General features: G+C 38.2%; 19 protein-coding genes. 15 read left to right on the top strand and 4 right to left on the bottom strand.

Features of this window, described 5'->3' with window-relative positions; all coding sequences use genetic code 11:
* Positions 1-100: 100 nt before the first annotated feature.
* Positions 101-1,555, bottom strand: coding sequence for an MBL fold metallo-hydrolase RNA specificity domain-containing protein (locus AC0L46_RS06445; RefSeq protein WP_473506665.1), 1,455 nt, complete (start codon positions 1,553-1,555; stop codon positions 101-103).
* Between the two features lie 296 nt (positions 1,556-1,851).
* Between AC0L46_RS06445 and AC0L46_RS06440 the strand changes: the two genes are divergently transcribed.
* From AC0L46_RS06440 to AC0L46_RS06375, 14 genes are all read left to right on the top strand, one after another.
* On the top strand, positions 1,852-2,172 hold the full coding sequence (locus AC0L46_RS06440; protein ID WP_473506663.1) for a MarR family EPS-associated transcriptional regulator: 321 nt from the start codon (positions 1,852-1,854) through the stop codon (positions 2,170-2,172).
* Between the two features lie 166 nt (positions 2,173-2,338).
* A complete protein-coding gene (locus AC0L46_RS06435; RefSeq protein WP_473506661.1) occupies positions 2,339-3,421 on the top strand; it encodes an MATE family efflux transporter in 1,083 nt (360 codons plus the stop codon).
* Positions 3,422-3,440: 19 nt separating this feature from the next.
* A complete protein-coding gene (locus tag AC0L46_RS06430) occupies positions 3,441-3,878 on the top strand; it encodes a hypothetical protein (RefSeq protein WP_473506659.1) in 438 nt (145 codons plus the stop codon).
* 1 nt (position 3,879) lies between these two features.
* Positions 3,880-5,271: a Coenzyme F420 hydrogenase/dehydrogenase, beta subunit C-terminal domain gene (locus tag AC0L46_RS06425; protein WP_473506657.1), complete on the top strand. Its 1,392-nt coding sequence runs from the start codon at positions 3,880-3,882 to the stop codon at positions 5,269-5,271.
* Positions 5,268-5,825 carry a polysaccharide pyruvyl transferase family protein gene (locus tag AC0L46_RS06420; protein ID WP_473506655.1) on the top strand — a complete coding sequence of 186 codons (558 nt, stop codon included), beginning with the start codon at positions 5,268-5,270 and terminating at the stop codon, positions 5,823-5,825. The genes AC0L46_RS06425 and AC0L46_RS06420 overlap by 4 nt, the downstream gene beginning before the upstream one ends.
* A gap of 38 nt (positions 5,826-5,863) precedes the next feature.
* The gene (locus tag AC0L46_RS06415; protein WP_473506653.1) at positions 5,864-6,367 is read left to right on the top strand and encodes a polysaccharide pyruvyl transferase family protein; all 504 of its coding nucleotides are present in this window, start codon (positions 5,864-5,866) and stop codon (positions 6,365-6,367) included.
* A 282-nt stretch (positions 6,368-6,649) separates the two neighbouring features.
* A complete protein-coding gene (locus AC0L46_RS06410) occupies positions 6,650-7,357 on the top strand; it encodes a hypothetical protein (protein ID WP_473506651.1) in 708 nt (235 codons plus the stop codon).
* A gap of 157 nt (positions 7,358-7,514) precedes the next feature.
* Positions 7,515-8,372 (top strand): glycosyltransferase family 2 protein, encoded by an 858-nt coding sequence (locus tag AC0L46_RS06405; protein WP_473506649.1) that lies wholly within the window; start codon positions 7,515-7,517, stop codon positions 8,370-8,372.
* 171 nt (positions 8,373-8,543) lie between these two features.
* Complete coding sequence (locus tag AC0L46_RS06400) at positions 8,544-9,056, top strand: hypothetical protein (RefSeq protein ID WP_473506647.1); 513 nt, start codon at positions 8,544-8,546, stop codon at positions 9,054-9,056.
* A 44-nt stretch (positions 9,057-9,100) separates the two neighbouring features.
* Positions 9,101-9,529: a capsular polysaccharide export protein, LipB/KpsS family gene (locus tag AC0L46_RS06395; protein WP_473506645.1), complete on the top strand. Its 429-nt coding sequence runs from the start codon at positions 9,101-9,103 to the stop codon at positions 9,527-9,529.
* A gap of 112 nt (positions 9,530-9,641) precedes the next feature.
* The gene (locus tag AC0L46_RS06390) at positions 9,642-10,973 is read left to right on the top strand and encodes a sugar transferase (protein WP_473506643.1); all 1,332 of its coding nucleotides are present in this window, start codon (positions 9,642-9,644) and stop codon (positions 10,971-10,973) included.
* A gap of 410 nt (positions 10,974-11,383) precedes the next feature.
* Positions 11,384-12,400 carry a UDP-glucose 4-epimerase GalE gene (gene galE / locus AC0L46_RS06385; protein ID WP_473506641.1) on the top strand — a complete coding sequence of 339 codons (1,017 nt, stop codon included), beginning with the start codon at positions 11,384-11,386 and terminating at the stop codon, positions 12,398-12,400.
* A 542-nt stretch (positions 12,401-12,942) separates the two neighbouring features.
* Entirely contained in the window at positions 12,943-14,343 is a 1,401-nt protein-coding gene (locus tag AC0L46_RS06380) for a mannose-1-phosphate guanylyltransferase/mannose-6-phosphate isomerase (protein ID WP_473506639.1), read from the top strand.
* Between the two features lie 6 nt (positions 14,344-14,349).
* Positions 14,350-15,831, top strand: a complete 1,482-nt coding sequence (locus AC0L46_RS06375; protein WP_473506637.1) for a phosphomannomutase — start codon at positions 14,350-14,352, stop codon at positions 15,829-15,831.
* Positions 15,832-15,899: 68 nt separating this feature from the next.
* Here the strand turns inward: AC0L46_RS06375 and AC0L46_RS06370 are convergent, their stop codons facing one another.
* Entirely contained in the window at positions 15,900-17,081 is a 1,182-nt protein-coding gene (locus AC0L46_RS06370) for a CDP-glycerol glycerophosphotransferase family protein (RefSeq protein WP_473506635.1), read from the bottom strand.
* Between the two features lie 678 nt (positions 17,082-17,759).
* Between AC0L46_RS06370 and AC0L46_RS06365 the strand changes: the two genes are divergently transcribed.
* Positions 17,760-19,043, top strand: a complete 1,284-nt coding sequence (locus AC0L46_RS06365) for an O-antigen ligase family protein (protein WP_473506633.1) — start codon at positions 17,760-17,762, stop codon at positions 19,041-19,043.
* A gap of 469 nt (positions 19,044-19,512) precedes the next feature.
* On the opposite strand, the gene AC0L46_RS06360 is transcribed toward AC0L46_RS06365, so the two are convergent.
* Both AC0L46_RS06360 and AC0L46_RS06355 read right to left on the bottom strand, forming a co-directional pair.
* Complete coding sequence (locus tag AC0L46_RS06360) at positions 19,513-20,334, bottom strand: hypothetical protein (RefSeq protein WP_473506631.1); 822 nt, start codon at positions 20,332-20,334, stop codon at positions 19,513-19,515.
* 166 nt (positions 20,335-20,500) lie between these two features.
* A complete protein-coding gene (locus tag AC0L46_RS06355) occupies positions 20,501-21,193 on the bottom strand; it encodes an FKBP-type peptidyl-prolyl cis-trans isomerase (RefSeq protein WP_473506629.1) in 693 nt (230 codons plus the stop codon).
* Positions 21,194-21,337: the final 144 nt, after the last annotated feature.

The raw sequence follows: 21,337 nt of genomic DNA, 5'->3' as shown, positions 1-21,337 counted from the left end.
TCCTCCCTAACCCTCCCCTAGAAAGACAAAAGGGGAAGGAACTTAAGGTCTTAGCTCCTCCCCAGATCTCCCCCTTGCTAAGGGGGAGGCTGGGAGGAGGTTAGTCTTCCGGTATGATCACGTCCATTTCTGGGTATTTTCTTTCCAATATTTCTTTGAGTGTTTGTTTGGCGTTGCTGTCGCCGTGGACGATGCGGGTTTGTTGTGGCTTCACCCGCATGCGCTTTATAAAATTCAATAAATCATTTTGTCCTGCATGAGCAGAATATCCACTTATCTGCTGTACTTTCGCGTTAATAAAATAACGCTCGTCATCAAACATGACATAACCATTGGGTTTGTCGTGATAGCGCAAGATATCTCGCCCTGGCGTACCTGCTGCTTGATAACCCACAAACAAAACGTCGTTTTTCTCATCGCCCAATAAAGCTTTCAAGTAATTAACGATCCGACCGCCAGAACACATGCCTGATGCGGCGATAACAATGGCTGGGCGAGTTTGTCTTTGTAGGTAAGCGACGGTTTGCAGGTGTTCTTTGTGGCTGTCGATGGTGGTGACTTGCTCAAAGCTCAGTGGATGTCTGCCAGATTTTACGCGTTTCTTTGCTTCGTTATCCCAGTAGTTTTCTAGTTTTTGATACACCTTAGTGAAGCGGCTCGCCAGTGGTGAGTCGATTATAATGTCTATGTCTTCCCAGTTGAGTGTTTTGCCGGAACGAGTTTTGCTCACGGCTTTTTGTTTGTTCTGGTGCATTATATGTTCTAGCTCGTATAAAAGCTCTTGAGTGCGGCCAATGCTGAATGCCGGAATGAGCACGCTACCGGAATCGCTCAAGGCATGTTCTAAGCTTTCTTGTAGCCTGTGGCGACGTATTGACCTATCTTCATGGTTACGGTCGCCATAGGTGCTTTCAATAATGAGTTGGTCTGCTCGATAAGGTGATTTTGGTGAGGGCAATAAAGGTGAATAGGGCGCGCCCAAATCCCCAGAAAACAAGACATCATGATAACGCTTGCCTTGCGCTTTGAGTGCAGGTGTTGCAACGCGAAACACGCCAAATGCCGAGCCAAGTATATGACCAGCTTTTTGTATCTTAAGCTGAACCTTGGTGTCAGACTGTTTATCTGAGTCATCAATAGGAATATCTACCCAGTGACCATAATCGATAGGGTGTAGTTGTTTGGCTAAACGATTTAAACAAGCTTCTATGATGCTGGCATTACGTGTGACGCCAACTTTTAACGCGTCTTCGATTACTAAAGGCAAGAGTTCGGCACTGGGCTTGGAACAATAGATGGGGCCAGTGAACCCAGCTGCGAGTAAGTAGGGTAAACGCCCAACATGGTCAATGTGAACATGGGTGACAAGCAAGGCTTGAATCGCAGTCATATCAAAGTCAATTTCTAAATGGTTGGAACCCGCTCCAGAACCCGAAACCTCCGCTCCTTGAAATAAACCGCAATCGATGAGAACCGAATGTGTGTCGTCGATAAAAAGCTCGTGGCAAGACCCAGTTACACCTTGCACCGCACCATGGTGTTTTATTCTTAGCATACAAAATCCCTCTGTATTAATTGTGGTGTTTTTATTGAAACATAAAATCAGAGAAAGTCGAGTTAAGAGACTACCCCCACCCTAACCCTCCCCTTAGAAGAAACAAGGAGAGGGAACTTTAGGGGCTGCTGCTCCCCAAAGCTCCCCCTTGCTAAGGGGGAGGCTGGGAGGGGGTGACATCAATTCCTACACATTTTTTGCATTTTCAAATATCTTAATCTAGTATTGTTCACTCACTGAACACAACAACAATACTTCTTAATTCACCCGTTAAGCCAATCAAAAGGTAAGTTTCTGTGTTAACAGAGGAATATCGCTACAAGATTCTTAAGGAATTACAGCAAGACCCAGACATAAGCCAACGGGAATTGGCAAAACGCTTAGGTATTAGCCTAGGAAAAGCCAATTTTTGCTTAAAAGCATTGATCGAAAAAGGCTTAGTCAAAGCTGAAAATTTCAAAAACAATACCAACAAAGTGAAGTACTTATACTTGCTTACACCAAAAGGTATTGAAGACAAGGTGTCGCTCACCAAGAGCTTTCTGAAGCGAAAGCTAAAAGAGCATGAAGAGCTAGAAAAAGAGATAGAACGACTTCGTGAAGAAGTAAAATTATAGCAATTAAGTGGTAGATCGGATAAGGCGAGGTACGAAGTGTAATCAGACAATTAATTAGGCGCAAAATATTGAATGTAGGTAGAAAATTAATTAGGCGCAAAATATTGAATGTAGGTAGAAAATTAATGGAAATTATAAACAACACCTCTATAGGTAACCAAAGTCAGTGACATCCGATACGACTAACCAAAATTACAAGCGCATGGCAAAAAACGCAGGTATGTTATACATCCGTATGATGCTGACGATGGCTGTTGCCTTATATACTTCAAGAGTTGTTCTACAGACTCTTGGAGTGGATGATTTTGGTATCCACGGCGTAGTTGCTGGCTTTGTTACTATGTTGGGCTTTTTAAACAGTGCTATGTCTTCAGCTACCCAGCGTTTCCTCGCATTTGAGTTAGGTAAATCAGACGTTAAAAATATGCACGGAATATTTAGCATGAGTTTGAATATACATGTGCTTATTGCTGTGTTTGTGGTCCTGTTAGGAGAAACTGTTGGCCTCTGGTTTGTTAGAACTCAGATGACCATTCCAGTTGATAGGTTAAATGCCGCAGAATGGGTTTTCCATTTTGCTCTGCTGTCGGTTGTCGTCACAATTATTAGTGTTCCTTATAACGCTCTCATTATTGCCCATGAGCGTATGAATGTATTTGCTTGGGTTGGTGTTATTGATGTGCTACTCAAGTTGTTGATCGTGTTTATGTTAGCTTGGTTCGGTATAGATAAGTTAATTTTGTATGCCTTACTGAGCTTAGCCGTCGTTTTTATTATATTTATTGTGTATCGCAGTTACTGTAAAGCACAATTTACTGAATCTCGTTTTCAACTGTATTGGGATAAACAGCTTTTCAAAATTATGCTGTTTTATACTGGCTGGAATTTATGGGGGAATGTTGCTGCAGTGATGAGTGGGCAAGGTGTAAATGTCTTATTGAATGTTTTCTTTGGTCCAACTGTAAATGCCGCTAGAGCTATTGCTATGCAGGTTTCTAGCGCGTTAAATAGTTTTGTTCAAAATTTACAAGTGGCAATTAATCCGCAAATTATTAAGTCTTATGCTGCAGGTGATATGTACTATATGCATCAACTGGTTTGCTATGGTGCAAAATATAATTTTTTTGTACTACTTTTATTATCTCTCCCTGTTTTAAATAATACGGAAGAAATTCTTTCTATTTGGTTAGGTGTAGTTCCGGAAAACGCAGGGGGTTGCGAAACTTGTAATTTATACTATTTTAATTGACAGCCTTTCTCCTTCATTAATGACTGCAGCACAAGCCACAGGGCGGATTAAGCTTTATCAGTTTGTAATAGGTGGAATCTTATTGTTAAACGTTCCATTCTCTTACGTTATTTTAAAATTTGGTGCTGCACCACAGGCAGTTTTTTATATTGCAATTTTATTGTCTTTTATAGCGTTAGTTTTTCGAATTATTTTAATTTCAAAATTAGTAAATATGCAAAAGTCTAAATATATAACTGAGGCAGTTTTTCCGGTACTATTTGTCTCTATTTTAGTTTATGCACTCAATAAATTCATTGATAACTACGTGGTAGTTTCGTTCTTAGATTTCTTATTTTCTGTTGTGAAGTCATTCTTTTTAGTGGTTATTACTGTTTTAGTTTTTGGTCTAAAGCGAAACGAGCGTGCTTTACTAAGTCGAGTGTTGTTGAATATAAAGAATAGGATATGGAAGTGATATGACAATAAAACCTCAGGTTATAGTGCAAGTAGTTGATAATGATATGTGTACAGGGTGTGGTCTTTGTACATATAAGTGTACATCTGATGCACTGACTATGGGGTGGAGCAAGGATGGTTTTCTGGTTCCTGAGTTGACAGGCTCTTGTGATAATGATGCTGCTTGTATTAGTGTTTGTCCGTTTAATCCAGAACCACTTGAGGTTGTAAAGAATGAAAGTGTATTAGCTGATCTTTTTCTTTCCAAAGAAACACAAACCGAGAAAAAATTAGGTAATTTGATTGGTATTTATGCTGCATATTCTAAGGCGTTTCGCGAAACATCTTCGTCTGGTGGAATTGCAACTTATGTTTTCGATCAATTGCTTGATAAAAGTATTGTTGATCATATTTTTTCAGTTCGTTCGTCGGCTGGAACCGGTTCGCATTATCAGTATAAAGTCGCAAGTAATAAGTCGGAATTAAGAGACTCTGCTAAGACTAAATACTATCCAGTAACCTTGGCAACAGTATTACCCGAATTAAATAGACTAGAAGGCAAAATCGCCATTGTTGGTGTTGCATGTTTTGTAAAGGCTATTCGCTTAGCTCAGTACCATGACTCCGCTTTAAAAGAAAAAATCCCTTTTGTGGCCGGTATTATTTGTGGAGGTGTTAAAAGTAAGTTTTTTACTGAATATTTGGCATCAAAGGCTGGAGCAAATCCTGAGAAAATTCAGCAACCTGATTTTAGAATAAAAGATATTTCTAGCTCATCAAGTGATTATGCCTTCGGCTGTGAAGATGTTTCCAGTGGTGAATATAAAAGAATAAAAATGCAGGAAGTTGGTGACATGTGGGGGACAGGTCTTTTTAAATCGAATGCTTGTGATTTTTGTGATGACGTAGTTACTGAGCTAGCTGATATTTCTTTAGGTGACGCTTGGTTAGAGCCATATAGACAAGATGGACGTGGTACCAGCGTGGTTATTACCCGAAGCCCTTTAGCGGAAGAGATTATACAAGAAGGCGCTAATAGCTCGGCTATTTTTATTGAATCTATTAGTCCTGACATGATGCGTGACTCTCAGAGAGGTAGCTATAACCATAGACATGACGGTCTTTATGTTCGCGTTAAAGAGATGCAAAAAAAGGGGATAGCTATTTCTCAAAAACGATATGGGAAAAAAATCGTATCACTCGATGTGCTTTTAGTACAAAAGTTGAGAAGAAAAATCAGGCAGAAAAGCTTAGATGTCTGGCGGCAAACTCAATCAGCAGTGGTATTTGATGAAAAAATGAAAAAACCGTTACTAATGTTAAAATTGGCTACAAAAATCAACCACTTCAAACGGATGGGGTTAAAACACTTTTCACAGCGCGTAGTAGAAAAGATACTGAGGAAAAAATGAAAATTGCAATACTTACTTATAATCTAGGGCAGAATTATGGTGGAATGCTTCAAGCGTATGCTTTAATGAGTGTGTTAAAAAAACTTAATCATGAGCCAGAGCTATTATATATCCAGACTAAGTATAGCAAGAATTGGAAATCATTTATTAAGAAAAGGGTTTTATCACTCTTTACTGATAGGTATAATTTTATTAAATATGAAAATATCATATTTAAAAATAACTTTAATTTTATAGATAAATATATAAACCCTAAAACAAAACCATTATCTGAAGAAGGTGATTTTATAAGAATTGTAGATAATGATTATGATGCATATATAGTTGGTAGTGACCAGGTTTGGAGACGCGATCTTTATAAATATATTGACTATGCTTTTTTTGGTTTTGTTGCAAGTGATTCTCCAATCTTAATGTCGTATGCACCGTCTTTTGGTGTAGATTGCTGGACTTTTTCAGATGAAGAAACAGTAAAGTATAAAAAACAAATAAAGCGATTTAAAGCTGTTTCTGTTCGGGAGGAGTCTGGAGTGATGCTTTGTGAAAAAAATTAAATGTAAAAGCAACTCATGTTTTAGACCCTACTGTATTATTGGATAAGTCTGATTATAAAAAATTAATCACATCTGAAAAAGAAGTAGAAAATAAAGATAAGTTGCTTGTTTATATATTAGATGAAACTGATGATAAAAATATATTAATTAAAAAAGCATCAAAATTTTTTTCATATAATTGTTTTAGTGTCAGTGCAAAATCGAAAAATAGTCATAAGCTTGAGGATATGGTTTATCCAAAAGTCACTGCTTGGTTAAAAGGTTTTGATGATGCGGAATTTGTTATTACTGACTCATTTCATGGGTGTGTTTTTTCGATAATATTTAACAAGCCTTTTATTGTTTATGGGAATATGAAGAGAGGGCTTGCTAGGTTTGAGTCTATTTTATCTTTGTTTGGTTTGGAAGACAGATTGATTTCAAATTTCTCAGATGACACAGTAAATATCTTTAAAAAAGAAATAGACTGGGATGCGGTTAATAAAAAACTGGATATCGAAAGGGCGAAGTCTATTGGTTTCTTGAAGAGGAATTTGTGTTGATGAGTTTTAATTTAATTGGAGTATGCTTTTTATGAAAAAAATAATTTGCTATCCGTTTGAGTCGAAAACAAATCGCTATATTGAAATACAAAAAGGGCTTTGGAAAGAACTGGGGTTTGATGTTATTTCTTTTCGGCACCTTAATTTTAAGTCATTTTTCGAAAGAAGAAATAATATATCAATAATTAATTGGTTGGAGGATGGAGTTGTAAATCCGGAAACAGGGACTACAAGTATTTATATGTTCTTTAAAAGGTTTTTTTTCTTATTTTACTCAAGCTTATGTCTAAGAAGCTGGTTTGGGTTAGGCATAACTATAAGCCTCATAATTTAAAGGAAGGTAGTTCTCCGTTTTTATTTATTTTGCTCTGTAAGATTATTTGTTTTTTTTCGGATGAAAGAATTACTCATTCTATTTTTGAGGGGAAAGGATGGAGAGTTATTGACCATCCTTTATATCCAAGTTTAATTTATGGCGACCTCAAAGAGAGTAGGGATTTTTTAATATTCGGGACAATAAAAAAATATAAAGGAATTGAATCTATCCTTAAATTTTGGCCAGAAAATATTAGCCTAACTATAGCAGGTATGTGTACTGACCGTGATTTAGAGAAGAAAATAGAAAAAATCATTGTTCAAAGAAAACTGGATGTCTTTTGGGATAAACGTTTTTTAAAGGATGTGGAATTAGATGAATATCTAAAATCAAGTAAAGTTGTGATTTTACCACATAAAAATAAAAGCATGATTGTTTCAGGGGCATTTTATCATGCTGTGTCTCATGGTTGTTCGATAATGATGAGAGATAGCTCTTTTTATGAGTATATTCGTGGTTGGTTTGCTAATGTGACCCGATTTGAGTATCGGGATATAGCTTATGAATGTCGTCAGGCATTAAGTAAACATGATCGTAATAATGTAATAGACTCAGCCCAAAAAAGATGTTCTAACTATGTTTTACTGCCCTTTTGGATGAGAGTTTTAAAGTAAGAATTTTATAAAAGCGGATTTGATTTTTAATGAAAAAGTAAGCCTGAAATTGTAAGGAAATATATTAGAGTAGTTTGCTTCTTGAGGGATATCCGCGTAGATGTAGTCTAATGTATTTGAAATTCTTGAAAAATAATTATTTTTATATGGATTCATAATGAATGACTTAGCTGATTATCCATTGATTAGTGTTATTATTCCTACATTAAATCGTAATTCAATGCTTCTAGATGCAATCAAGTCTGTTGAGGTGCAAACTTACCCAAATATTGAAATTATTGTTGTTGATGATTTCTCCGATGCCCCCGTTTCAATTAATAGACATGATTTTTCAAGAGATATTATTATTATACGTAATGAAGAACGCTTAGGTGGTGGTGCTTCTAGGAATATAGGAGTTTCAGAGTCTAGTGGGGATTATATTTGTTTTCTTGATGATGATGATTTGTATTTTAAAAATAAATTACTTTTTTTGTATAATAAATTTTTAGAGATACCTGGTTTGTCTGTCGCGTTTGGCTCTGTTAGTGTTGATGGCAATATTCGAGAAAGCTTCTTTCTTAAAGACTCATGTGCTATTAATTCTATTTTTGCACTCCCAGCCATGCACACAAATGGCTCCTTAATTGATATAAAGATATTTAATAGTGTTTGCTTTTATGAAGAATTGAAAAAATATCAAGACACTCAGCTTCACATTGAGTTTATAGTTAATAAAAGCATAAAAGTTTTTTATTTTAACGAGCCTGTTGCTCTGTGGAATAAGTCTCATGGTTTTGGTCAAATTACAGATTTAAAGGGAAAGCGGGATTATATTGAAGGTCTTAATGCTTTTTTTATTATGAGAGGGTTTATATTTGAAAAATATAAACTTTCTTTTTTTGATAGGGTTGCTTTATTTAAAATGAAAATTTCATTATTGATAAAAAATGGTATCAATGGTGCTCCAATAATTAGGTGTGGTTTTTTTGAGAAATTTTTAATTTTTTTGTTGTTGTTTTTCATAAAAAAATAAATTTTAATTTTATGTGAGGAAATGTTTTGAAATGAAAGTTAACGAATTTGTTTCTGGGAAAACTCTTTGTATTCTTGTCGATAATATTGAACAGGTTTTATTTTTTAAAAAATATTATCTAAAAATGAAGCTCGTTTTGTTACTTTTCTTCATTCTTCATTGTATGGTTTTTTGAAATCAAGTCGTAATGTTTCTTCTGAAGAAGAGCATATTCTTCTTACAAAAGAAAGTACTGATAATTACAAGTCACTATCAATTGATGAGTTAAAACTTGGTTGTCGAATAAAAAATAAATTATCCAAATCATTGGTTTCTATTATAAATAAAAGAATTTCAGAGTCTGATTACACCTTTATATTTTCTGGTTTTCAGTTTTCATATAGATGCATAGAGAGTTTTATTCCTGAGGGGAAGGCTATTTTTTTTGAGATTGGTAATTTCCCTAATAAGTATCAATGGAGTGTTAAAGGGGTAAACGCAAACTCAGATTATGGATATAGGGTTTCCCAAGTAGAAGATGTTAAGGATCTTGATATAAAAGATCTACAGGAGTTGTTGTTAACATTTAGACCTCCTCATGTTTCAAAGAAAATTAGCTCTAAAGCGCTTGAATCTATAATCAATAAGTTAGGTAGTATCGTTAAAAAAACTTTATTTCCAGAACCTTCTTTTTTTCCTATTTAAGTATCGCTTTAAATGCTGTTCGTTCTAGAAAAATGATTAAAAGATTGTCTAAAGTTAATTACGATTTTAGCGATGACAAATACTGTTTGTTTATTGGTCAAGTAGAATATGATACACAAACTGTATTTCAATCTAATGAGGTTGGAATATCTGCTCTTAAAAAAGCCAAAAAAATTGCAGATGAAAGAGGTGTTCGGTTAATTGTCAGATTACACCCTGGAGAAAAAGATTTATTTAGTCTTAGGTCTATGGTTAAGTTTTGTCAACTTCATAGAATAGAAATTAATAATTCAGGGGCACTATTAGAATCTGTTCAGTATGCAGAGTTTGTTATGACAATTAATTCCACAGGAGGTGTGCATTCTATTCTATTTGATAAGGAAGTTATTACTTTCGGAGACACCTTCTATGAAGGGTGGTCTCCAAAAGATGTAGTTAAGTATTATAAGGGAGTATTGGAAGATTTGGTGTAAATATTATGACAGCAAATCCATATCTAATTGGTTGATTTGTTTTAAATTTTTCCTGCTCATTATAATAGTAAGATGACTCTTTAATATTAATGGCTTCAATAGAAGGTTTTCAGTGATAGAAAAAAATATTCCCCGATATCAATCAAAACAAGTGCTTTGGGCCTATGGCATTGTTGATTTGTGTTTTCCCTTGCTTCTATTGCTCTGCATACAGCCTTTTTTGAGCTCTAATCCTTGGAAAGATGCTTATTCTTGGCTTGGTTTTTCTAGCGGCGTATTGTTTGTCTTATTTACTCAGCTTTTAGGTGGCTATAGTCGATTTCTTGAGCGCTCGATAGCGAAGAAGCTTGAGATTACCTTCAAGGCGTGGGCTGCCTGTGTGCTTGCTCTTTCTTTTTTGTCTTATCTTGATCATAGCGTTTTTAGTTTTGCTCGATCTGTGATTCTTACCTGGATCGTCGTTACTCCTTCGATTGTTTTCTTATTGAAGTTCTTCATAAACCGAAAAAGTCGTTCCACTTCTCGTGGCAGCACGGATGTACTTGTATTGGGTAATGGTTACTCCTTTAACGAGTTTGAGCAGGCTCAATTGGAAAGACATAACATCCGTTTACATACTATGTTGGATTACGATGTCGCTTCTATAACACAGATGATTGATTCTAAATCCCCTGATTTTATCGTCATTAATCTAGATAAAGCCGCGGAGCCTAGGTTAATTAAAGAGTTGACTCATTTAGACCTTAAAGGTGTTCATTTACTTGCTCTTCATCGTTTTATGGAAAGTTTTTTACGGAAATGCTACATCCCTTATGAATCTATAGGATTGAGTTACTTAGATCGAATTAGCTCTTATAATCGAATTGATTTTCTTTTAAAAAGGTTTTTTGATATTTCAGCGTCCGTGACTCTTGCTGTTCTCACTTCTCCTGTCATGCTATATGCAGTGCTGAAAATTAAACGTGATTCTCCAGGCCCTGTTATTTTTTCACAAGAAAGGGTTGGCTTTTCTGGTAAGAAGCACACTGTTTATAAGTTTCGTTCTATGCATTTGGACGCTGAAAAAGATGGTGCTCAGTTTGCCACTGAAGATGATCCTAGAGCTTATGAGTTTGGTGCGTTTATGCGTAAAACTCGTATTGATGAATTGCCGCAGCTTTGGAATGTAATTAAAGGTGATCTGCATTTTGTAGGACCAAGACCTGAGCGTAAGGTTTTTACAGATCAATTAGAGGAGGAAATTCCTTACTACAATGAACGCCACTTAGTTAGTCCTGGTATTACAGGTTGGGCCCAGGTTATGTATCCTTATGGTGCAAATACAGAAGATGCTCGTCAGAAACTTATGTATGATCTTTATTATATAAAGCATTGGTCTATCTGGTTAGAGATTGAAACTTTGATTCGGACGGCGTTTGTTGTGTTGGGGCGGAAGGGGTTGTAGTACCCCTTCTCACTGTCGAACTCAAAACCCCTCCCTAGCCCTCCCCTTGGAAGATATAAGGGGAGGGAACTTTTAGTCTGTTGTTTTCCTCAGGCTTTTCTTGGAAGAGGCAAGGGTAAATGTTCTTAGTTTCCCCAAATTTACTGTTACTAAATTAACCCCTCCCTAGCCCTCCCCTTGAAAGAGATAAGGGGAGGGAACTTTTAGTCTGTTGTTTTTCTCAGGCTTTTCTTGGAAGAGGTAAGGGTAAATGTTCTTAGTTTCCCCGAACTTACTGTTACTAAATTAACCCCTCCCTAGCCCTCCCCTTGAAAGAGAAAAGGGGAGGTGGTTTTTAGTCTGTTGTTTTCCTCAGGCTTTTCTTGGAAGAGAAAAGGGAGGGAGCGTTGATTATGCGATTGGAGTATTAAATGTTTGTTTTGGTGACTGGTGGGACTGGTTATATTGGTTCACACACTTCTATTGAGTTGATTAAAGCGGGTTTTTCTCCTGTCATTGTTGATAATTTATCTAATAGCAGTGAGATCGTTTTAGATCGTATTGAAACCATTACTGGTAAACGTCCTGATTTCTTCAAGGGTGATGTTTTAGACATCGGTTTTCTTAATCGTATTTTTAGTCAATATACGTTTTCTGCTGTTATGCATTTTGCTGGTTTAAAAGCCGTTGGCGAGTCTGTTGAAAAGCCATTTTTGTATTATGAAAATAATGTCTCTGGCACGCTTAACCTTATAAAGGCAATGGAGTTAGCTGGGCTACGTAATTTGATTTTTAGTTCCTCTGCGACTGTATATGGTTTGCCAGAATCTGTGCCGATTCGCGAAGACTTTGCCACTTCTACCCAAAACCCGTATGGGGCCAGCAAATTGATGGTGGAAGGTATGTTAACGGATTTAGCTTATGCTAATAGCGAATGGAATATAGCTACCTTACGTTACTTTAATCCTATTGGTGCGCACGAGTCGGGTTTGATTGGTGAAGACCCAAAAGGCATTCCTAATAATCTATTGCCTTATATTAGCCAAGTTGCTGTGGGGAAATTGGCTTGTTTGAGTGTGTTTGGTGATGATTATGAAACACCTGATGGAACTGGTGTTCGTGATTACATACATGTTGTCGATTTAGCTCGCGGTCATGTTTGTGCATTGGAAAAGGTGCTTGCTCAGTCTGGTCACTTTGTTGTGAATTTAGGCACGGGTAACGGTTATTCAGTTTTGGATATGGTGAAAGCTTTTGAAGCAGCTTCGGGTCAGGTGATTAATTACAAAATTGTTGATCGTCGTCCAGGTGACATTGGGGCTTGTTATGCTGATCCTAAATTTGCGAAGGATTTTTTAGGATGGCAAGCTGAATTTGATTTGTCTCGTATGTGTGAAGATTCATGGCGTTGGCAATCGAATAACCCGAATGGATATGTGTCGGAGTAGATTCTGGTTTATGATTTGGTTGTTAGTCATGAAGTGCTGAGGTTGCCAAATTAACCCCTCCCTAACCCTCCCCTTGGAAGAGATAAGGGGAGGGGATTTTTAGTCTGTTGTTTTCCCAAGCTCCCCTGTAAGAGGTAAGCCGAAAAGGCGTTTAGGTCTGCTCCTCCCCAGAGCTCCCCCTTGCTAAGGGGGAGGCTGGGAGGGGGTAGATTAACCCCTCCCTAACCCTCCCCTTGGAAGACAAAAGGGGAGGGGATTTTTAGTCTGTTGTTTTCCCAAACTCCCCTGTAAAAGGTAAGCCGAAAAGGCGTTTAGGTCTGCTCCTCCCCAGAGCTCCCCCTTGCTAAGGGGGAGGCTGGGAGGGGGTAGATTAACCCCTCCCTAACCCTCCCCTTGGAAGACAAAAGAGGAGGGGATTTTTAGTTATGGCTCCCCGACCGATGTAGCCATATTTCTTGAATACTTTTTGTTGCTTTGTATGCTGTGTCTCCTTGTTTTGATAGACTTGCAAGATTATTTCTGTTGCATACAAAGGATCTAGTGTGAAAATTATACCTGTTATCTTGTCTGGTGGTGTTGGTAGTCGCCTCTGGCCTTTATCTCGCGAACATTTCCCTAAGCAATGCCTTCCTCTTACTGACACTCAATTCAGTTTATTACAACAAACCGCGAAGCGTACTGGCGCGTTGTTAGACGTAAGTACACCAATTGTGGTGTGTAATGAAGATCACAGATTCCTTATTGCTCAACAGTTACAAGAAATTGGTGTGAAAAACGCTAGTATTATTCTGGAGCCGAAAGGTCGTAATACCGCGCCAGCCATTGCTTTGGCGGCGTTGGAAGCTAAATATAAAGAGCAAGAAGATACTTTGTTGTTGGTTTTGCCTGCAGATCATGTGATTCGTGATGTGGCGGCGTTTGAAAAAGCGATAGTAAAAGCCACAGAGCTGGCAAAAGACAATGCGCTTGTCACCTTTGGTATTCAGCCAACACGACCTGAAACTGGCTATGGTTATATTCGTGGTGGTGAGGATTACGCCGTTGCCGAGTTTGTTGAGAAGCCTGATTTAACAACCGCACAAGAGTATCTGGCTTCTGGTGACTACTTGTGGAACAGCGGTATGTTTTTGTTCCGTTCTCAAGTGTATTTAGACGAACTGTCTTCCCACCGACAAGATATATTTAAAGCAGTCAGCCTAGCTTATGAACAGCGCAGTGAAGACATGGACTTTGTTCGTGTGGATGCAGAGGCTTTTTCTGTTTGCCCTGAAGATTCCATTGATTATGCGGTTATGGAGCCAACCAAAAACGCTAAGGTTGTGCCATACGCTGGTGATTGGAGCGATATTGGCGCTTGGGACGCTTTGTACGATTACGCAGACAAAGACCAAGATCAAAATGTGCTGTTAGGTGATGTGATGGCCGAAGGCGCATCAAATTGTTTGATCCGCTCTGAGTCTCGCCTTGTAGCGGCTGTGGGTGTGAAAGACCTTGTGATTGTTGAAACCGCCGACGCGGTTTTGGTGATGGACAAAAACAACGCTCAAGACGTTAAGAAGATTGTTAAGCGCATTCAAGCAGAAGGCCGCGAAGAGCACATGTTCCATACAACGGTTCATCGTCCTTGGGGAAGTTATGAAACGGTCGATCTAGGCGATCGCCACCAAGTGAAACGCATTATGGTGAAACCGGGCGAAAAACTCAGCGTGCAAATGCATCATCACCGAGCTGAACACTGGGTTGTCGTCTCTGGTACAGCGAAAGTGCAAAACGGTGACAACGAGATATTACTGACGGAAAATGAGTCGACTTACATTCCTGTGGGCGTGGTTCATGCTCTGGAAAACCCAGGAAAAATTCCATTACAGCTGGTGGAAGTGCAGTCTGGTAGTTATTTGGGTGAAGACGATATTGTCCGTTTCTCAGACCGTTATGGACGTTAGTCGCTGATGAATAAGCAAGTAAAAGTATTGAGTGAAGAATTGGGCGTGGCGTTTGGCACCAGCGGCGTTCGTGGCTTGGTGAAGGATCTCACGCCAGAATTGTGCTTTGCCTTTGTTGCGTCTTTTTTGCAGGGCGTTTGCTCTGGCTCTGAACGAGTTGCGGTTGGCTTGGATTTGCGCCCTAGCAGTCCTGAAATCGCTAAGGCTTGTATTTCGGCTATTGAAGCCAGCGGCGCAGAAGCGGTTTATTGTGGTGTTATTCCTACGCCTGCATTGGCTTTTTATGCCATGCAACACCAAATGCCTGCCGTGATGATTACGGGCAGTCATATTCCTTTTGATCGTAATGGCATTAAGTTTTATCGTCCTGATGGTGAAATCAGCAAAGCAGATGAAGCGGTTATTATGGACGGTTTTGTCACCTTGCCAGATGCGTTTCCTGATACCTTGCTTCCAAATATTAATGCCGATGCCATGACGACCTTTGAAGGTCGTTATAAAGCATTATTCCCAAGCGACATGCTGGCTGGCAAAAAAGTTGGTGTGTATGAACATTCCAGTGTGGCTCGTGATGTGATTAAGCGACTGTTAGCGCATTTTGGTGCGCAAGTTGTGTCACTAGAGCGTACAGACACTTTTGTTCCCATTGATACTGAAGCGGTGTCGCCAGAAGACGTTGCCAAAGGTCTGGCTTGGTCTCAAGAGCATCAATTGGATGCCATTATTTCTACCGATGGCGATGGTGATCGTCCATTAATCGCCAATGAAAAAGGCGAATGGTTACGTGGTGATATTCTTGGTGTGTTGTGTGCGGATTATTTAAAAGCCAGCCACGTTGCCGCGCCAGTGAATGTGAATACCGTTCTCGAATTAAGAGGCGAATTACAAGGCCTGGAACGTAAAACATTACGAACTAAAATTGGCTCGCCTTATGTGATTGCTGGAATGGAAACCTTATTAAAGCAAACACCTGATGCACGCCTTGTGGGTTACGAAGCCAATGGTGGTTTTTTGGTAGGCTCAGATTTTGAGGTGAATGGTCAAACACTTCATGCCTTACCGACTCGTGACTCTGTTCTGCCTGCTTTGATCTTGCTAGCGATGGCTCATGAGAAACACTGCCCAATTAGCGAATTAACAAGTGACTATCCTGCTCGTTATACCGCAAGCGACCGCATTCAAAATATTCCAACGCAAACCAGCAAACAGCTTATTGCCGAGCTAAGAAACAGCACAACGAAACAAGCTGAGCTATTGTCTGTGATAGCAGAAGAAGGTGAAGTACTGGAAGTGGTTTCTATGGATGAAACCGACGGATTACGTATGACGCTAAACAGCGGCGATATTGTCCACTTACGACCTTCAGGGAATGCACCAGAGCTGAGGTGTTATGTGGAGAGTAGTGGATGGAGTAAACATAAGGTAATGATGCAAAGTTGTATTAAATGTATTGGAGAGAATTCAATGCCGAAGCGCACCACTCCCTAATTCAACCATGAGTGGTGCACTTATTATCTGAATTTTTACATCGTTTATAAAACTGTGAACTTTAGGATTCAAAGAATATCTTCAGGAGGTACTCCTGCAAGCAAATCACATATCGCTCGATATGAACGCTCAGAAAAACTTGTTTTGCTATAAGAAAACATATTTTTGTAGTGCTCTTCTATAATTTTCTGGTAACTAGAATTATCAGCCCACTTAGATAACACTATATTATCTACTAGCTCGTCAACTGAAGTTACAATGTCACCAAAAGCAAACTTATTGTAATCCACATATAAATGGCGACATTTTAAATAGTCCTCCAGATCAAAAGGGAAAAATAATACTGGTTTTTTCATATATAAGGCATCAATAATAGCTCCTGAATAATCAGAAATTAGTAAGTCGCTATTCGTTAAAGTGTGTGCCAGACTATCGATGCTAATGATTTCAAATACATTAGAAATTTCACTAAAGTCTTCCAATTCTTTGACGTTGATGTGGAAACAAATTTTAAAAGTATAGTTTGATTTTTTTAACCAATGAATTAATTCTTGGTTAGATACTATTTTTCTTATAATCTCAGATACAGTTTCTTTAGGATTTAATTTTTTATCTCTCCATGTTGGGAAATAAAGTATCACCTTACTATTCGCACTATTGTTGATTCCCATTTCCCTTAATGTATCGAGATGTGCACCGCCACCTAGAATAATTTTGTTTTTCATGTGAGGCAAAGAAAGTCTAAAGTTCTCTTGTTCAAGTTTTGAAGATGATAGTAAAAAGTCAAATTGGTATATTTTTCGTTTAACTTTTTTTAACTGGCGATTTGACATGGTTTCTAATAAAGGGTTGTATAGGTGCCCGCTTTTTAAATAATTCATGGAATGATTTAAATTAATGATTAAGCCTGAAGGCTTAACTGTTTTCCCTATGTATTTATCTAGATCTGCATGTCCGTGAGAAAATATTAGAACCTTTGCTTTTATTATAGCCATTCTCGCTGCAAGACTGTCTTTTCTTAGAACTTGGGCCCCTTGCTTTTTTAAGTTCTCAAAAACTGCGTTACTTTTGGTAATCCAGATTACTTTTTGATCTGTGTGTTTTGTTATGAAGGAATGAAGAGCAGCAGAATTGTCTTCATATGCTTTACCAGCATGGCCTCCAATCACCCATATTGAGCTATCATCATGACGGTTCAGGTATAAAAAAATGGGACGAAGAACATAATAAAAAAATAGAAACTTAATCACAAAATATCCCCAAAATAGATCTTTACATAATCAAAAGAGGGCATACTAACGTAACTTTCAAAAAATAGGAATGACGGCGTAGGTATACCTCTGTATTCCTATATTCAATTCCGAAGTCTATTTTCTTCACTGCAATGTTTCGGAGAACTGTTCCTTTAGGTATCGTTGCTGTTTTTGTTCGTGCCACATTCTAGCAAGTTATATGAGGGAGTCTAGTTGTGTATGCCTGATAAAAAACTAGGCTCTTTTCTTTGTCTCTAATGACGGTAAAGTGCTCCTTTGTTATCATGGATATGTTGACAGATCTATTTATGACTAAGATAACAGGAACATCAGAGTTTTTATGTGTTAGAGGCTCGCTCAGGATGCTGGTCGATTTCATGTGAAATACGAGCAAAATCCATTACCCTTGATGATTGACGATATTTAGCGTATATCCTTTGCTTTAATTCACGATAAAGCCTGGTTCTATTGCGATTCAGTGTTCGTGTAATATTTTTCACTGATATTTCTTGCCCTAAAAGAGCAAAAATCTGGTATCTTTTGTTTTCTGTCAACTGCTAATACTTGATGTTGGGAGTGCTTAATTTTGTGGTGAAAAGGTGTGTGCCAACTTGAACAGTTGACTTCTTCTACCTGGTAGCAGTGCCGCACCTTATTATTTGAATTTAGGACTATATGAGAATAAAAGATTTAAAGCCCATTCGCCTAGAAGCATTAGTTTGTTTGATAACTATGACTCTTTTTTCAACTATCTTATGGGTACAAGACTTCAGCCGTTCGTTGTTGGTCATCTTGCTCTCCATTGGTGTATATACAGCAGTGAAATTAAAACAAAAATGGTACAAGGAGCAGCTATGGTTTGCTTTCCCTATGATATTGTTTTTTATCGTAGCAAGCGTTTCATATTTTTTGAATGACATGACTTCGAGAGGGCCATCGATCCTATCGGATAGATACACAGTATTACTAGCTTCAATACCATTGCTTCATCTGTATGCTCACAGATATACAAGCACGTCGTGTATATGGCTAACATTCGCCTTCGCAGCCCTCTCGGCAGGAGTGGTAGCAATCATTGATGTTTCTTATTTCAATGTTAGTCGTGCAACGGGTGATAACAACCCTATCTTATTTGCTATTATCACATTGGGGTTTATTAGTGTGTCATTAGCTAGTTTAGAGTTTTTCCGGTCATTCCAATTTGGAGCGATACTATTTGTAGTCCCTTTGGGTTTTGGCATATTAGCCTTATTTTTAACTCAATCTAGAGGTTCATGGATTGTTCTTCCAATTATTTTTGCTGCAAGCGTCTTTTTTTATTTTAAAAAAATCTCCTTAGTTTACAAGGTGGTTTTTGTTTTACTTGCTTCGATAGTCCTCCCTTCAGCTAGCTATTTTTTTGTCCCTCAAGTCCAGAGTCGAGTTGATAAGGCCATTGAACAAGTGACGCCCTACATGGTCGGCATGGAGTCTGAGCGTGATCGAGGAACCAGCGTGGGTTTGAGAATTGAAATGTGGAAAACCTCATTGAGTATATTTTCAGACAACAAGCTTATTGGCACAGGAACCGGTAGTTTCAAGCGTGAAATGAAAAAATACGCGGCTGAAAATAGTGATGCATACCAAGGATTAGCGACAATGAAGCACAAACATGCTCACAACGAATATATTCATACTTTATTAACAAAAGGTATTCTGGGTTTTATCTGTCTCATTTTAATTTTGACGATTCATTTTTTCTTATTTGCCAAGTACCTGAAATCATCTTACGATCCAGGCGTTAGAAGTCTTGCGTTAGCTGGGTGTCTCATTGTTGTAAGTTATGCCATCACTGGATTAACGGATGTTCCTTTTGAACAAAAAGTGACACTAATTGCCTATTCAGCATTTACTTCGATACTTCTGGGAAGCATTTTATCTCTTTTGAACCGACGTGCCTCTGAAGTGACTCCACCTTGAGGTTATTAAAGCACTGTAGATTAAGCGTAGATTTAATCGAAATAGAAGTCGTGCTAGTAAAAGAATAACTTCCACTGATGAGATAACTTAATGACATGTTTTTAAGAAGGAATAGAAAGTATAAGATATTTGATTCTAGAATAAAGATAAATGCCTTTATGATTTTTTGGGGGAAATTAATAGATGTGGTTCAACGGAATCTTATCTAAAAAATACAGCTTATTAAGAACTTAAGATTCGATCCCTCACTCAATTAGCTAAAGAAATCTGATCTTTAAAAGCTGATGTCTTGCTCTCAGTTTTGGAAGTAGTCGAGCTCATTTGTGTAGAATGGGGAATTTCTTTAAATAAGCTAATTCTCCAAGATAAAGTATCTACTACTTTTATCTACCGCTATATATCATTTTTATTAGCACAAAAGAAAGCGCGTAGCTCAATTAAATGATCTATGCGTTTGGTTATCGTCTATTTAGGGCTTTATGTCGTAATATTCGCAAAGTGCCAACCACTGTAGTCTATTTTTATCCTCTCTAATATTTGTTTTCTTTAAAGATATCGCTTGTGAGCCCGCAATTGGAATAGGTTTTTGACACGGATGTGATGACCGTCTTACCGCTGTTCCTTTTAGTAGGGACATCATTTTGAACCACAAGTCGTCTGCCTTTGGTGCTAGTTTTAAAAAAAGGTCAGGATTGGTTGCATCTTCATGTAAAGCATTTTTAGGGTATAAAACACCACCATATCCAATAGGAAGTAATTTTTTATCGACAACACCTGGTGTTTTTAGATATGTCCATTGTTTGTATGGTAATAACTCTCCACTTTCATCATATGTAATCATTCTACATTCATTTGCAATGACACTGTTTGGGTAGGTTTGGTGGTCGTTGTAAAGTGAAGCAAGCCATTCTGGGCGGTAAATTAGGTCGTCGTCGCAAGTGATAAGAGCTGTATCTAGAAACTCTTTTAGAGAGTAAATCAGTTTTCTATGTGAGCAAGTAAGCTCTTTTTGAAAGCGTATTTCAAATATCTCACCTACAAGATCAGTTAGCTTTTTGGGAAGCTGGTTTTGCAGCTCCTCATGCAGCCAAAGTACAATTTTTTGCGGCTTCTGAGGTTGGCTTAAAATACTGCGAATCGTAATGTCAATAATATGCAAGCGGGAAGGGATGGAGGTTAAAGTGACAATTACTGGAAGTGTTGGGGCATTTGTTGACTTTAGCTTTTCTAGAGGGAGACTTCTTAGTTTGATGATATTTATGAATGAAGGTATGTATTCTTTAAGTTTCACGTCTTTCCCTTTTCTAGCAAGTTCTGAGTTAGCCGTTATTCTCCTTTAGTCGCTTGCTTTCTTCAATAGCTTTCTATTGTGTGTTTGAGAGGAATAAAAAAGCTGCTTCAGGAAACCTGAAACAGCTTTTCGTTTTTCTCGTTAGTGTAGCGACAGAGAAAGAAAGTTACTCTGCAGCTTGAATACCATGTAATTCCACTACAAACTTAAGTGCAGCGTATGGAGGAATTGGGCCTGTGCCGCCAGGGCCGTAGGCTAGGTCTGTTGGAATGTATAGCTCGTACTTAGAACCAACAGGCATAAGTTGTAGGCCTTCTGTCCAGCCAGGGATAACACCGTTTAGCGGGAAAGTGATGGATTCGCCGCGCTGGTATGAACTATCGAATACAGTACCGTCAATTAGGCTGCCTTCGTAGTCTACTTCTACTGTGTCTGTTGCCGCTGGTTTCTCACCTGTACCTTCGGTGATGACTTTATACAACAAGCCAGATTCCGTTTTCATTACGCCTTCTTCAGCTTCTTTCTCTTTCAACCAAGCTTCGCTTGCGGATTTTGCTTCAGCGGCTTGTTTTTCTTGCTCAATCTGAGCAAGTTCTGCCTGCTCTTGCTGGTAGGCTTGGATAGTTTGTTGAACTTCATCCAGTGTCATTTGGCCTTCTTCACCAGCAAATGCGTCTTTGAAGCCCGCCATGAAAGTTTCCATATCCAATTCAGAGAAGTCTTGTGACATACGTGAACCAAACATTGTGCCTATGCTGTAACCAAGACGCTGTTCTTTTGAATCCAGAGTGACCGTGTCAGCTGCGTAGGAAAAAGACGCTGAAGACATAACCAGCGCTGCAATAAGAGATTTTTTCATAAAAAGTGTTCCATGATTATTTTGAAAGTTATCACTGAGTGATCTAAGCACTTAGACAGAGTTCAGTTCGCATAGCGTTTCGATTCAGCATTTTATCAAGCGGAAAAAAATTAGAAACATATAAATTCAGATATTAATACGCTT

It is taken from the genome of Marinomonas sp. 15G6-16 (genome assembly GCF_055809555.1).
This window is presented reverse-complemented; position numbering and strand designations above follow the sequence as displayed.

Coding starts and splice junctions, on each gene's coding strand:
- AC0L46_RS06375 (WP_473506637.1), top strand. CDS start 14,350: ATGAATAAGCAAGTAAAAGTATTGAGTGAAGAATTGGGCGTGGCGTTT.
- AC0L46_RS06355 (WP_473506629.1), bottom strand. CDS start 21,193: ATGAAAAAATCTCTTATTGCAGCGCTGGTTATGTCTTCAGCGTCTTTT.
- AC0L46_RS06410 (WP_473506651.1), top strand. CDS start 6,650: ATGTCTAAGAAGCTGGTTTGGGTTAGGCATAACTATAAGCCTCATAAT.
- AC0L46_RS06425 (WP_473506657.1), top strand. CDS start 3,880: ATGACAATAAAACCTCAGGTTATAGTGCAAGTAGTTGATAATGATATG.
- AC0L46_RS06430 (WP_473506659.1), top strand. CDS start 3,441: ATGACTGCAGCACAAGCCACAGGGCGGATTAAGCTTTATCAGTTTGTA.
- AC0L46_RS06420 (WP_473506655.1), top strand. CDS start 5,268: ATGAAAATTGCAATACTTACTTATAATCTAGGGCAGAATTATGGTGGA.
- AC0L46_RS06405 (WP_473506649.1), top strand. CDS start 7,515: ATGAATGACTTAGCTGATTATCCATTGATTAGTGTTATTATTCCTACA.
- galE (WP_473506641.1), top strand. CDS start 11,384: ATGTTTGTTTTGGTGACTGGTGGGACTGGTTATATTGGTTCACACACT.
- AC0L46_RS06365 (WP_473506633.1), top strand. CDS start 17,760: ATGAGAATAAAAGATTTAAAGCCCATTCGCCTAGAAGCATTAGTTTGT.
- AC0L46_RS06445 (WP_473506665.1), bottom strand. CDS start 1,555: ATGCTAAGAATAAAACACCATGGTGCGGTGCAAGGTGTAACTGGGTCT.